This is a genomic window from Rhodobacter capsulatus (assembly GCF_003254295.1).
In the GTDB taxonomy this organism is placed as follows: Bacteria; Pseudomonadota; Alphaproteobacteria; order Rhodobacterales; family Rhodobacteraceae; genus Rhodobacter; species Rhodobacter capsulatus.
Genome location: NZ_QKZO01000002.1, coordinates 129,649 through 142,592 on the forward strand (window position 1 = coordinate 129,649; position 12,944 = coordinate 142,592).

Here is a 12,944-nt window from a genome sequence, read left to right on the forward strand (position 1 = left end):
TTCTTGTCGGGTCCCCGCCCGCTGCCTATATCCCGGCTCAGGGAGGAAACATTCTGCACCCTGTCAGGAGGTTTCCATGAGTTATGCCGAACTGTTCGACGCACCCGCCAAGACACCGATCAAGGGCGTGGCGGCGCGTCTGTCGCGATTGCCCTCGGCCTTGGGCGAGGGGCTGGTGGAGATGCTGGAAACCGGCGCGCGGCTGCGCGAGGTGACCCGGCTGCGGGCGATGTCGGATGCCGAACTGGCGCTGCATCAGATCACCCGCGACGAGATCGTCCCGCACGTCTTCCGCGACCGCTACTGCTACTGAGACTGCCGCCGCCGAGAGGCCGGTGACGCCGCCGCGGGCCTGGCCCTGCGGCGGCCCATCCTCTTGCGCCGGGCGCCTGTGCGGTCGATACTGCGCGTGTCGAAGTTTGCCGAAGGAGCGGGCGATGTCGCAAGAAACCCTGACCGAAGTGCGCGGTGATCTGGTTCTGGCGGCGCTGTGCGTGGGACAGTTCCGGGCGCCCTGCCAGATCGAGGCGGAACGGCTCTTGGTGCGCGCCGACGAGTCGCTGATGCAGGCGCTGCGGGCGCTCGGTCTCGAGATTGCCGCGGTCTTCGAGGTCTTCACCCCGGCGCCGCTGTTCGCGCCCGAGGAGCTGATCCTCGATCAGGTGGCGCGGGGCATCATCCGCCGTCAGGTCACCACCCATGTCTTCCGGCCGCATGATGACGAGGCCGCCGAGGAAGACGGCGAATCCGTGGCCGCCGCGGTCTGATCCGCCGTCCCGTGGCGCCCGGCGCTCAGGCGGCGGTGCCGCCGGTCGCGGGTTCGGGCGGGGCTTTTCCGGGCCGCGAAGGACCGGGTTTCTCCAGCTGATCTTCCAGCGCCACCAGCCGGTTGCGGAACCGCGGCCAGCCCAGCCGCCGCACCACGTTGCGGCACAGCATCGCCTCCAGCCCGGGGCGGCCCGCGCTGTTCAGATAACCCGCCAGCCGGCGCAGATAGCGCATCGCATTGCGCCGCCCGCGCCACAGCCGCCAGAACACCGCGGGGGTGAACGTGCCCGCGCAGGCCTGCGCCAGCATCGGTTCCAGCGCGTCGAGCTCGGCCAGGGCGGTTTCGGGCGTGCTGCCCAGATTGCGGCAGGGCAAAAGCGTCACATGCGGCCGCGCCATCAGCGCCGCATGCATCGCATCGGGGCCGATCAGCGGATCATAGATCACATGCACCGCCGCCGCCCCGTCCAGCATGTCGGGGGCAAAGCCGTAACGGTCGGTGAAATTCTGCCGCCGCCGCCGCCGGAAGCGGTCATCCCAGGCGGTCAGCCGGGCCTCGAGCGTCGCCTGCGGCGCCAGCGCGATCACCGTGGCCCCCGGCGCTGCGACCGAGAAGGCCGAGGCCGCATAGCCGCAGCTGCCCGCGCCGTAAAACACCACGCGGTCAAAATCCTCGAAAAACGCCTCGTCCACGAGGCGGTCGACATAGGCATAGACGGCGGGATCGCGAAACCAGCTTTCGTCATGGGCAATCAGCGTCAGGCTGGAATGGCCGTTCGCCTCGGCCAGGGTGAAGCCAAACGGCAGCTGATCTTCGGAGCGGGCGCGGATCGCGGCGCGGATCTCGAAACTGACCAGAAGCACCGGGCCGCGGTCGGCAAAAAGCACCGAATGCTCTGCGCCGAGCGGTTCCCAATAGCCCTCGAGATCGCCCAGTTCCTCGATATGGCGCAGCCAGTCGCTGTCGTTCAGATCGCGCATCGTGCTGGTTTCCAACTTTCCCCGTCCATCGCCGCTCTCCCGCTTGTGTGCGGAAGACTGCCTGAACAGGGTTAATCTATCATTCCCGCCGCCTGCCGGAAATGCGCAGCAGGCAATAAATTCCGCTGGATTGTCAAGAAGCGGGCGCCAATTCGGTGAAAGGTGGGGCAGTGTTTCCGCATCGGTTACAGCCGGGGCGTCCTTGCCGCGGCGGCCAGACCCAGCGCCTGCATCCGCGCAGCGAGCGGCGGCGGCAAGGGCTGCGAGGGCGGGGTCAGCATCAGCCGCCCGAAAAGCGCGCGAAAGGGTTCCTCGGCCATCAGTTCGGCAAAGCGCTTCTGCCGCCAGGCCACGCCCGCGCGGTGCAGCCGGTCCAGCTCCGCATCGGCGCGCAGCCGGGCGATGTCCGCGGCGGTGGCCGGGGCGTAACGGCTGATCGTGCGATCCTCGATGTCGCAGAAATTGCGCTCGACCCAATAGCTCAGATCGAAGGTCGAGGCGTCGCGATTGGCCCGGCCGCGGTCGCATTTGAGCACGTAGCCCTGCATCGATCCCAGCGCATAGTGATTGAGTTGCACCAGCTGCCAGGGGTTTTCGCCCAGCGGCGTGAACAGCCGCCCGCTGCGGTAGCTGTCGGGCAGGGCGCGGCCGCTGCCGTCGAGCCAGAGCGTCTGCGCGATCCGCGCCGGATCGTGGGCGCGGGGGCGATGCACGCCGAGCTTGCGATAGGCGCCATCGTTGCGAAACAGCGTCTTGATCAGGCTTGCCCGCCAGGGCCAGGTCATCCCCGCCGGTGCGGCGCGCAGGAATTGCGCCGTCACCGGCGCATCGGTGAAATCGACGACGCCCGCATTGCCGAAGAGCCGCCAGGTCAGCGCGATCGCCGTCGCCTGAGGCAGCGCGGCCAGCAGCGCCGCCAGCGTGCCATCGCCCGCATGGATGTTGACGAATTCGTCGATGTCGAGGACCAGAACCCAATCGGCGGCGCGCATCAGCGGGTGCTTGTCCGCCAGTTTCAGCGCTGCCCATTGCGGCCCCTCGCGCCAGGGGCCGGGGTTGCGGACATGGGTCAATTCGCCCATCGCCTGCAGCCGGTCGAGCAGCGCATCGGTGCCGTCGCTGCAATCGTTGGAAAAGACAAGGAAATCGGTAAAGCCCACGGCGCGGTGATGGGCCAGCCATTCCAGCACAAAGGCCGCCTCGTTCTTCACCGTCAGGATCGCCAGCGCCCGCATCAGTGGTTCGCCTCGCCCGCGTGGTCCACGGTGAAGAAGAAATCCGGCGGCAGGTCGCGTAGGTGCAGATCCTCCGGGATCACCCCCGGACCGGCATTGAACACCGCCGAGCCGAAGACATGCAGCAGGCGGGAAAGCTTCTCGAACCGTTCGGAACAAAGTTCGGCGTAGAAATTCGCATAAGCCTCGGTTGCGCGCAATTCCGCGATCTTTGCCCGATGCGCCGCGACGGAATGCTCATGCGCGGCGCGGATCTCGGGATCGGCCATGAGCCGGTCGAACTCCGCCCGCGCGTGCGGGATCATCCGCTGGATCGAGCGATCTTCCACCGCGTTGTGATTCATCCGAAACCAGTAGTTCAGCCCCTGATCGCGGTCGACATGGTTCACGCGTCCGCGGTCGCGCTTGACCAGAAAGCTCTCGGCCGAGCGCACGGCGTAATGGTTCAGCTGAACCCAGTCATAGCCGTAGCTTGTCGCGGTCGAGCGCCAGCCGTTGCGATACATCTCGCGCGGCATCGGCTTGCCGGACCCATTGAGCCACTGCACCTGATCCCACAGATCGGGCAACAGCCCCTTCGGCCGGTGCACGCCCAGCTTCTTGTAGATGTCGATGTTGCGAAAGAGCGTCTTGAAGCCCCAGGCCTGATGCGGCTTGCGCACGATCTCGGGGGCGCAGGTGGTGAATTGCTCGAGCAGGAAGCGGTCTTCGTATTCGTGCACATCCGCATTGCCAAAGAGCCGCCAGGTCAGCGCGATCATGTTCGCCTCGCCCATCGCCTCATACAAAGCGCGAAGCGTGCCGTCGCCGATCTTCACATCGATGAATTCATCGACATCCATGCAGATCGCCCAGCCGCAATTCCGAATGAGCGGCTCGCTCTCGGCGCTTTCCAGCGCCGCATGCTGGGGCGGCATGTCCATGCTGCGAAACGGGTTGTCGCGGTGCTGGCAAAGCCCCTTGCGCTGCAAAAGCTCCAGCATCGTGTCGGTGCCGTCGGTGCAGTCATTGGTGTAGATCAGGAAATCATCGACGCCGATGGCGCGGTGATAGGCGATCCATTCGAGGATGAAGGGGCCCTCGTTCTTCATCGTGGTGACGATGCAGGTGCGCCCCGCCTCGGTCGCGCGCACCGGCGCGGGGCGCGGTTTCGACACCGGCGGGCGGATCGGTTTCGCGCCCCAGACCTCGGTCGCCACCCGCAAGAGTTCCGGGTCTTCGATGAGCGAGGTTTTCGGCGCCAGTTCCGAGGCCGCCCGGCCCGGCACCCGCAGCCCCATCGCGCGCCAGAACGGGATCAGGCTGGCCGGATCGGGCTTGGTATAGGCGATGCGCAACAGCCGCCAGGTCGCATCGAGCCCGACCTTGCCCGGCGCGACGCCCCAGCGCGCAATGCCGCGCGTGGCGTCGAATTGCCGGCACAGGTGATCGGAAAACCGCGCCTCGGTGCCCGCGCGCACCCGCCAGGGATAGATCCGCCGCCCGACCAGCGTCACCATGCCGGAGGGCGCGGCAAGGCAGCGTTCAAAGGCCGAAGGCGCGCCGTCGGGGCGCGGTTGCAGGATATCGGTCACGTCAAGTTGCAGCACGACGCGGGCGCGGGCGAGGAAGCGCCATTTCACCAGCTCGAGCACGATCCCCTGACCCAGCGGCGCCCGCCAGGGATCGTTCGGCGGCACCTCCATCCGGTCCTTGCCCGGCGCGTCGGGGGCGTGAAACGGGTGGTTCTCCGACCCGTGATCGGGCTTGCCCAAGGGGGTGTCCGAGGACAGCACCACGACCGTCATCGTCCGGTCCCGCCCCGCCAATTCGCGCGCGATCGCCGCGGCCAGAGCCGGGCCGTGCAGGGCGTCGCTGTCGGGGGGCGAGCGGTCAAGGATCAGCGCAGCTTCGGCCCCGTGCTGGTCGTGGTGCCAGACCAGCCAATCGGCAATGGTCAGCGCGCTTTCCTCGAGCCTTTGTGCGAAAAGACAGAATTTGTTCGCGAACAGCTCGGTCTCGGCGGGCGCGGGGGGGATCTCGACCGCCACGACTGGGCCTTGCGGGGTCTCTGCCGCCTCCTCGCTGCGGATCGCCCCGGGGCACAGGCCCAGCAGCAGCGGCCCCTCGGGTGCGGCGCGGCCATGCACCATCACGCCCCCCGCCACCTCGCGCCGGTCGATCACCTCGAAGCCGCCCGCGGGCGGATCGGTGGCGATCTGCCCGGCAAAGGCGGGATTGGCAAAGAACAGCCGCAGCGTGCGGCCGGGGCGGCCGTTGCGTGCCTCGGGCCAGATCACGGCATCGAGCAGCCGCAGCCCCGCGGGCCCCTGCGCAAAGCCTTTTCCCTGCAATTGCCGCGCGACGACCGTCGATCCGTTCATGCTGCCCCCGTTTTGCCCAGTCCTAGCAGGGCCCCGGCCCGCTTTCAAACGGGCGCTGGTTTTTCGGGACGATTGTTTCGATGCGGGCGACAGGGGGGTGGATCGTTGCCAGATCCGCTGCCCGGAAATGGCCCGAAATCCGCTGCGAAATCGGCCAAAGCCCGTGATTACTGGGGCCTGCGGGCGCTATCCTTGCCAAGCCGGTGATTGCGGATAGAATGCCCGAGGCGACAGAAAAGGGTGTGCAGATGGACGAGCAAGACGGCAAGGTGGGGTTGCGGCGCAATCCCGGGCAGAAATACAGCCTGTTTCTGGACGAGCTGCACAGCCGGATGGTCTTTGACTGGTACATGGAAATCGGCTGCCGCGCCGGGCGCAGCTTTGCCCCGGTGGCGGGCAAGACGATCGCCGTCGATCCCTTTTTCAAGGCGGAAACGAACATCATCGGCGCCAAGCCGCAACTGCTGATCTTCCAGCAGACGAGCGACGATTTCTTCGCCTCGGGGATGCTGGAGCGGATGGGGATCAAGCTCTCGCTCTCGTTCCTCGACGGGATGCATCTTTTCGAATATCTGCTGCGCGATTTCATGAACACCGAGGCGCTGTCCAACCCCGATGGCGTGATCGCGCTGCATGACTGCCTGCCCTTCAACCACCGCATGCTGACCCGCGATCTGCAGAACCTGCCCAAGGGGCCCTGGACGGGCGACGTCTGGAAACTGATCCCGATCTTGCGCAAATACCGCCCCGATCTGGAACTGACGGTACTGAACTGCCGCCCGACGGGGCTGGTCCTCGTGTCGAACCTCGACCCGGCAAACACCGTGCTGCGCGACAATTACGAGGCGATCGTGGAAGAATGGACCGCGGTCGATCTGCTGCCCTATGGCGTCGGGCGCTTCTACGACTGTTTCGAAAGTGTGGATGCCGAGGCCTTTGCCGCCGCCGATTACCCGATCTTTGCGAAGATCCGCCAGGCCCCCGCGACGATCCGCAAGCCGACCAAGGTCACGAAATAACCCCGGAGGGTCCGATGTCGGCACGCGAAGACGATCCCGCCCGCGCCCCGCAGCCGCAGGGCGGCTGGTCCACAAGGATCGTCTCCGTGCCCGGCGCGCTGGTCGTGCCGCCGACCGAGGCCGACATGGTGCAGGCGATGGGCATCTATGATGCCGCGGGCGCCTATGTGCACGAGGGGGTGCTCTGGCGCGGCCGCCGCCTGATGGTCGAGCCCGAGATCCGGCCCGAGCCCCTGGCCGATCTGCCCGGGCGCTGGATCTGGGGCGGCATCCTGCTCAATCACTTTGGCCATTTTCTGGTCGAAAGCACGCCGCGGCTTTGGGCGCTCGACGCGGTTCAGGGGGCGGTTGACGGGATCCTCTTCACCGTCAAGCGCGAGACGATCGAAGAGGCGGGGGAGCTGAAGCTGCAACCGTTCCAGCGGCTCTTCTTCGACCTGCTGGGGATTGACGTGCCGATCCGCATTCTGGCGCAGCCGACCCGGGTCGAGCGGCTGGAAGTGCCCGGACAGGGCTTCGGTCTTGGCCCGATCGCCGCCGGAACCGAGGCGTTCCGGGCCTTTTTTGCGACCCGCTTTGCCCGCAACATCGCCCCGCAGGGCGCTGAAAAGCTTTACATTTCCCGCTCGGCGCTGGGGGCTGCGCGCGGCGGCGTTCTGGGCGAGGACCGGATCGAGACGGCGCTTTCGGCGGCGGGCTACGAGATTTTCCATCCGCAAAAACACGGCCTTGAATCGCAGATCGCTCATTACAAGGCGGCGCGGCAGGTGGTGGCGCTCGATGGTTCGGCGCTGCATATGGTGGCGATGGTGCAGCGGCGCGATCAGCAGGTGGCGATGATCCGGCGCCGGGTGTCCGACGTTTCGGACAGCATCGTCACCCATCTGACTGCCTTCACCGGGCGGGCGCCGCAGGTGATCGACGTGATCGAACAGGATTGGGTGCGCTCGGACCGCAAGCGGGCGGACCGGCATTCGGTGGGCCAGCTCGATCTGCCCGCGCTTGGCCGGGCGCTGGTCGCGGGCGGGTTCCTGCCCGAGGGCGCCGAAATCCCGCCGATGAGCGAGGCCGAGAGTTACGCCGCGGTGCATGTCTTCGAGGAGGCCCTGAGCGGCAAGCTGAGCTTCGAACCGCTGGCGCGCGGCGCGCGCCGCGATCTGCCCGAGGACGGGGCGGTGCTGCGGCGGCGCAAGGACAAGCCCAAGGACGGGCCCGGGGCGGAACCGGGCAAGGAAGGCAAGCTCAAGGGCGAGGAACGGCGCGCGGCGCGGATGGCGCGGCGGGCGGAAAAGACCGAACGGCGCGAAAGACGCGCGGCGGCCCGGCCCGAGGGCTGAGCCCGCCGCGGCGGCTTATTTGCCCCCGCGTGCGGCGCGGCGGGCTTCGCGGGCGGCCTTGCGCTCCTGCCGTTCGGCGCGGCGGGCGGCGCGGTCTTCGGGCGTTGCTTCGGCGGGCGCCCCTTCGGGCTCAAGGGGGACGGCCGCTTCGCCCAGATGCGCCCGGGTAAAGACCGCCATCACCTGCGCCACCGCGGCCTCGCGCACAGACCGCAGGTTCGGCTCGAACCAGCCCGCCCCGGCCCGGACCGAAGTCACCAGTTCATAGGACGGGAAATAATCCACCTCCGGGTGATCGGCCTGCATCTCGCCCGCCACCGCGCGCAGCACGGATTTCGACAGCACCGTCGCGGGCAGCACATGCGCCTGCGACGCCGTCGCGGTCAGCGGCACCGGCGAGACGGTGAGCAGCACCCGCAGCGCCGGATTGAGCGCCTTGAGCCGCGCCAGCGCCGCTTCCAGATCGGCCTTGACCTCGGAGACGCGGAAATTCGCAAACGCATGGATCTCGGGGTCGAAACTGCCCGCGATCGTGCCCGGCGCCGTGGCATAGACCTGACCCGAGGGCTTGTGAACCCAGGCCTCGGTCAGACCCAGGGTGAAGATGAAGACATCTGCCTGGGTGAAGACCTCGCGCACCTTTTCAAGATGGTGCGCGCGGGCGGCCCGGAGCGCTGCGGCGCTTTCAAACCCGCCCGGTTCGATATTCGGGCGCAGCGCGTCGTAAAACCGGCCGTCCTTTTCCCAGATCGCGTCGAAATCGGGGGCCTGGCCCCAGGCCTCCTCGATCAGCTGGCGCAGCTGGCGGGTGGTGTAGATGTTGCCATAGCGGGCCGAATACATGTCATAGCCGTGGCGCGGCCCGTCCTCGGCGGCGATGCCCACGGGGCGCGGCTCGGCATCAAGCACGTTGAAACCGTTTCTGCGCAGCGCCCGGCCGACATGCTGGGCAAAGCACGACCCCGCGGTGACGATCCGGTCGGTCTTCGTCAGCCCCCAGCGCGGGCGGTAAAGATCGGGCGGCGGATAGGCGGCCTCGGCCAGGCCCGTGCGCCAGAAGGCGCGGGCGTCGATGCCTTGATAGGGCGAACGGGTCATGCGGACACTCCTTCGAGGGGGCAGATCTCGGTCAGGGCGGGCCGGAGCGCCGCCCAAAGCGCCTGCCCGAATTCGGCATTCATATGCGAGGCGTCGGTGCCGCCGCCTTCGCCGGAAATCAGCCGCGAGGCCTCCTTGTTATAGGTGCCGCGGGTGGTGATGCCATCGGCCACGGTCGCCGCGGGCTGCGCGATGAAGCGCGCATGGGGGGCGAGTGCCGCGGCCACCGCGGTTTCGAACATCTGCCCCAGCGCCGGGCCGTCGCCCGCACGGATCGCCGCGTCCCAGCCGTAATCCGAGGTGCCCTCGGGCGCCTGCCGGGCCCAGTCGGCCCAATGCGGTTCGGCCAGCGCCAGCACCGGCTTGCCCGTCGCCTGCGCGATCGTCCGGGCGTGCTCCACCAGCTGCGTCGCGCCGTAACGTTCGGTCAAAAACGCCGTGGCAAAGGCCGGATGCACCAGCGTCTTGCCCGCGGTGCCGCACAGCCCGACCCAGGCGTGGCTTTTGTAAAACCGCAAGATCCGCTTTGACGAGACATTCAGCCCCACCAGCAGGAAGGCGTCGAAGCGGGACAGCTCGATCCGGTCATAGCCGCCCGAAAGTGCGCGGAAATGGCCCGCGATCTTCGGCCGCGTCGGCACTAGCGCCGTGCCCTGCAGGCCCACATGGCGCATCCCGTCCGAGGGGGCGCCGAAAAACACCGGCTCGACCGTGTCCCAGCCGGGCACGGCCTCGGCGATCAGCCGGTCCCAGCCCAGTTTCAGCGCCGCGATATGGGAATTGCCGATCACGCACAGCCGCAGCGTCATTTCGAGAAGGCCTCCAGCAATTCATCCTCGCACATCACTTTCGCGGTCTTGCCCTTGGCCTCGGCCCTTGCCTTGCGTCGGGCCCGCCGCTCGGGGTCCTTCGCCCGCTGCTTGCGCTCGGTCGCGGCGGCGGGCGGCGCGGCCCCGCCTGTGACCAGATCCAGCAGATCGGCCCCGCCGCACAGCCGCACGACGAGCGCCGCCAGACGGTCGGCATCGGCTTCGCCCCCCGGCGCCAGAAGCCGACCGACGAGCGCATCCAGCACCGGATCATGCCGCAGGCGCGCCGTGCCCCGCGCCCAGTCGGCGGCGCGGGCGGCCAGAAGCGCATGGCTGGCCCGGGTCTCGGCGCGGGCGCCGGGCGGGGCGGGCAGGACGATCAGGCAAAGCTGCAGCGCCGGGTTGAGCGCCTGCAGCCCCTCCGCAAGCCGGGCAAACCCGGCGTCCAGATCTTTGGCGCTCATCCGCGCCTCGGGCCAGTCGGGGGCATGGATGCCTGCGGGCGGGCGGGGAAAGACCTGCCCGCTGGCCGGATCGGTCAGCAGCGTGGGCGCGCCAAGCGGCAGCACCAGCGTTTCGGTTTCCGCCAGCAGCCGCGCCAGCGCCGTCAGATGCGCCTGCCGGTAGGCGGTGGCGCTGGCCAGATCGGGCAGGCCCGCCGGATCGACCCCGGGGCGGGCGGCATCGACCAGCGTGCCGTCGGGCTGCGGCCAGAACACCGGATCGGCCTCGCCCTGCGCCGCCGCGATCAGCTGCGCGAGCAGCCGCACATCGCCCAAAGCCCCGGCCCGTGCCGAGGCAAGCCCGTAGTGAAACCGTGCCAGAAGCGCGGCCGAGGCCTGTTTCGGCCCGGGTTCGGCATCGGCCAGCAGCGCGCCGCCGCGGCGCAACGCCTGCGACAGGGCCGGATCGCCGCCCAGAACGCTCAGCCGGACCGCCCCTTGCGGCGCGGGCCGGGCGGAAGCGGTGTCGGCCTCGGCCTCGGTCGTCGTCGTCGTCGTCGTCTCTGCGTCGCTCATTCTGTCCTGCCTTCCTTCCGGCGCAGAGTATGCGCCGTGGCCGCAGTTTGAAAGCCAATCATGGACATTTGAGGGCAGCCCGGGATTTCGCGCGCGAGGTTGAAGGAGGCGGGGCGGAAGAAGACGGAAAGAAGAAGACGGGGCGCGGATGGGCGCCGCCAAAATGTCGCACCGGGCCCGGCGGGCGGGTTGACCTATGTCAAAGTGGAGCCGCGCGCAAAGCCGCTAGAAGGGGCGCATCAGGTTCCCGATCTCCCTGAAACGGCGCAAGCCAGCGGAACCTGAAACAGAACCCGGACGTTCTCCCTCGTCGGGTTCCAAATAACGCGCTGCGGGCCTCCCTCCCGCAGCGCTTTATTTTTGGGCCGGTCGCATCGGGGATTTCTCCGCGCGGCGACCCCCCGGATCCTGGCCTAGATTACCTTCACCTGCGTGCCGACCGGGCAGAGCGGATAAAGCTCCTCGACCTGGGCGTTGAACAGCCCGATGCAGCCCGAAGAGCTTTTGCGGCCGATCTTGCGGGTGTCATGGGTGCCGTGGATGACATAGGCGGGCCAGTCGAGATAAAGCGCGCGCGTGCCCAGCGGATTGTCGGGGCCGGGCGGCATCGGGCGCAGGCTGGGATCGGCGGCGATCATCGAGGCGGTCGGCGTCCAGCCGGGGTTTTCGCGCTTGCGCACGATTTCGGTATAGCCGGTGCGGGTCAGCTCCGGGCTTTTGGGCACCGAGGTCGGATAGACGCGATAGTCATCCCCCCCGGCTGCCCAGTAATGCAGCGCCTTCGAGACCGTGTCGGCGATCAGCGTCACCCGGTCGAGCCGGTCGAAATGGTCGCGCCAGTCGATCTGGCGGAAGCCCGAGATATTGGCGCGCGTCGGCGGGGCGACGATCGCGGGCTGGGCGGCCATCGGCACGTCTTGCGTATTCGCGCGCAGCACCGAGGGCGCGAACAGCGCCACGGCGCCCGAGCCGAGCAGCAGACGACGGGTAAGACGGGGGGGTAGACTGGGCATCCGGACCTCCTGAAACAGCGCATTGCGGATGCATCATTCGGGGTCTGCGCCGCGAGGTCCAGTCAACTCCTGTCACGAGCCGGTGACAGCATGGGGCGGTGACTGCAGGGGGCGGTGACAGCATGGAGGGACAGCAAAAGGCCCTCCGCAGGGAGGGCCTCGGGTCGTGGCGCAGATCGCGGCGCTTATTTCGGCGCGATCATCATCACCATCTGGCGGCCTTCAAGCCGCGGCATCGATTCGACCTTGCCGGCATCGCCGACATCGCCGACGACGCGGTTCAGAAGCTCCATGCCGAGCTGCTGGTGCGCCATCTCGCGGCCGCGGAAGCGCAGCGTGACCTTGACCTTGTCGCCTTCCTCCAGGAATTTCATCACCGAGCGCATCTTGACCTCGTAGTCATGCGTGTCGGTGCCCGGACGGAACTTGATTTCCTTGATCTCGATGACCTTCTGCTTCTTGCGGGCTTCGGCCTCTTTCTTCTGCTGTTCGTATTTGAACTTGCCGAAGTCCATGATCTTGCACACCGGGGGAACGGCGGTGGGCGAGATTTCCACGAGATCGAGCCCGGCCTCTTCGGCCATCTGCATCGCACGGGCGGGGGTGACCACCCCGACATTCTCCCCATCCGCCCCGATCAGGCGGATTTCAGGCGCGCGGATGCGTTCGTTGATCCGGGGGCCGGTCTCGCGTTGCGGCGGGGCATTGTGCGGTCTGCGGGCTATGGCTCTGATCCTTTTGTGGTGAGCGGTTGGCGCGCAAAATAGGGCCAGGGGCCTTGTCTTTCAACCGGATTCCGCAGCCGTTTCGGCGGGAATCGGCTTGTGCCCGGAAAAAGGCGGCAATGCGACACGTTTCCTTATTCCCAACCGCGGGCGATAGTTGGAATTGTTGATCGTTCCCATGAGAATCCCAACATGAAAAGGGGGGAAGAATGACCGAAGTGAACTGGAAAGACCTGCCGCAGAATGCCAAGGCGACGCTGGGCATCATCGGCGGGGGGATCCTGCTGGCCCTGATCCTCGGCTTGATGTCGCCGGGTCGCACCGTGGTCACCGTGCCCGTCGATGAACTGCCGCCGGGCGTCCCGGCGACCCCGGCAGCCGCGGCCGCCCCGGCTGTGGAAGCCGCTCCGGCTGCTGAAGCTGCCCCGGCTGAAGAAGCCGCTCCGGCTGCGGAAGCTGCCCCGGCTGAAGAAGCCGCTCCGGCTGCCGAAGCTGCTGCCCCGGCTGAAGAAGCCGCTCCGGCTGCGGAAGCTGCCCCGGCTGCGGAAGCTGCCCCGGCTGCGGAAGCTGCCCCGGC

Annotated in this window: 13 protein-coding genes; 5 read left to right on the plus strand and 8 right to left on the minus strand. The window is 67.8% G+C overall.

All coding sequences use genetic code 11. The features are described from left to right. Positions 1 to 76 precede the first annotated feature (76 nt). Together LY44_RS03010 and LY44_RS03015 are read left to right on the plus strand one after the other, a co-directional pair. On the plus strand, positions 77 to 313 hold the full coding sequence (locus LY44_RS03010; protein ID WP_055208718.1) for a hypothetical protein: 237 nt from the start codon (positions 77 to 79) through the stop codon (positions 311 to 313). A gap of 124 nt (positions 314 to 437) precedes the next feature. Beyond that, the gene (locus tag LY44_RS03015) at positions 438 to 767 is read left to right on the plus strand and encodes an urease accessory protein UreE C-terminal domain-containing protein (RefSeq protein ID WP_055208716.1); all 330 of its coding nucleotides are present in this window, start codon (positions 438 to 440) and stop codon (positions 765 to 767) included. Positions 768 to 792: 25 nt separating this feature from the next. Here LY44_RS03015 and LY44_RS03020 read toward each other — a convergent pair whose 3' ends face one another. The 3 genes from LY44_RS03020 to LY44_RS03030 form a co-directional block, all read right to left on the minus strand. Beyond that, complete coding sequence (locus tag LY44_RS03020) at positions 793 to 1,764, minus strand: phosphoadenosine phosphosulfate reductase (protein WP_146707194.1); 972 nt, start codon at positions 1,762 to 1,764, stop codon at positions 793 to 795. A gap of 170 nt (positions 1,765 to 1,934) precedes the next feature. Then, complete coding sequence (locus tag LY44_RS03025; protein ID WP_055208712.1) at positions 1,935 to 2,984, minus strand: glycosyltransferase family 2 protein; 1,050 nt, start codon at positions 2,982 to 2,984, stop codon at positions 1,935 to 1,937. Beyond that, on the minus strand, positions 2,984 to 5,347 hold the full coding sequence (locus tag LY44_RS03030; RefSeq protein WP_055208710.1) for a glycosyltransferase family 2 protein: 2,364 nt from the start codon (positions 5,345 to 5,347) through the stop codon (positions 2,984 to 2,986). Before LY44_RS03030 ends, LY44_RS03025 begins: the two co-directional genes overlap by 1 nt. A 248-nt stretch (positions 5,348 to 5,595) precedes the next feature. On the opposite strand from LY44_RS03030, the gene LY44_RS03035 reads away from it, so the two are divergent. Beyond that, a complete protein-coding gene (locus LY44_RS03035) occupies positions 5,596 to 6,366 on the plus strand; it encodes a class I SAM-dependent methyltransferase (RefSeq protein ID WP_055208971.1) in 771 nt (256 codons plus the stop codon). A 14-nt stretch (positions 6,367 to 6,380) separates the two neighbouring features. Beyond that, positions 6,381 to 7,703: a glycosyltransferase family 61 protein gene (locus tag LY44_RS03040; RefSeq protein WP_055208708.1), complete on the plus strand. Its 1,323-nt coding sequence runs from the start codon at positions 6,381 to 6,383 to the stop codon at positions 7,701 to 7,703. A 15-nt stretch (positions 7,704 to 7,718) separates the two neighbouring features. Here LY44_RS03040 and LY44_RS03045 read toward each other — a convergent pair whose 3' ends face one another. From LY44_RS03045 to infC, 5 genes are all read right to left on the minus strand, one after another. Continuing rightward, positions 7,719 to 8,801: a GSCFA domain-containing protein gene (locus LY44_RS03045; RefSeq protein ID WP_055208706.1), complete on the minus strand. Its 1,083-nt coding sequence runs from the start codon at positions 8,799 to 8,801 to the stop codon at positions 7,719 to 7,721. Then, entirely contained in the window at positions 8,798 to 9,610 is an 813-nt protein-coding gene (locus LY44_RS03050) for a hypothetical protein (RefSeq protein WP_055208704.1), read from the minus strand. The genes LY44_RS03045 and LY44_RS03050 overlap by 4 nt, the downstream gene beginning before the upstream one ends. Further along, complete coding sequence (locus tag LY44_RS03055; RefSeq protein ID WP_055208702.1) at positions 9,607 to 10,629, minus strand: hypothetical protein; 1,023 nt, start codon at positions 10,627 to 10,629, stop codon at positions 9,607 to 9,609. The genes LY44_RS03050 and LY44_RS03055 overlap by 4 nt, the downstream gene beginning before the upstream one ends. A 413-nt stretch (positions 10,630 to 11,042) precedes the next feature. Next, the gene (locus tag LY44_RS03060) at positions 11,043 to 11,642 is read right to left on the minus strand and encodes a L,D-transpeptidase (RefSeq protein ID WP_055208701.1); all 600 of its coding nucleotides are present in this window, start codon (positions 11,640 to 11,642) and stop codon (positions 11,043 to 11,045) included. A 185-nt stretch (positions 11,643 to 11,827) separates the two neighbouring features. Continuing rightward, the gene (gene infC, locus LY44_RS03065; RefSeq protein ID WP_074554094.1) at positions 11,828 to 12,415 is read right to left on the minus strand and encodes a translation initiation factor IF-3; all 588 of its coding nucleotides are present in this window, start codon (positions 12,413 to 12,415) and stop codon (positions 11,828 to 11,830) included. Positions 12,416 to 12,576: 161 nt separating this feature from the next. Here infC and LY44_RS18110 point away from each other — a divergent pair. Further along, on the plus strand, positions 12,577 to 12,944 hold a 368-nt coding region (locus LY44_RS18110; RefSeq protein WP_211310142.1), incomplete at its 3' end, for a hypothetical protein.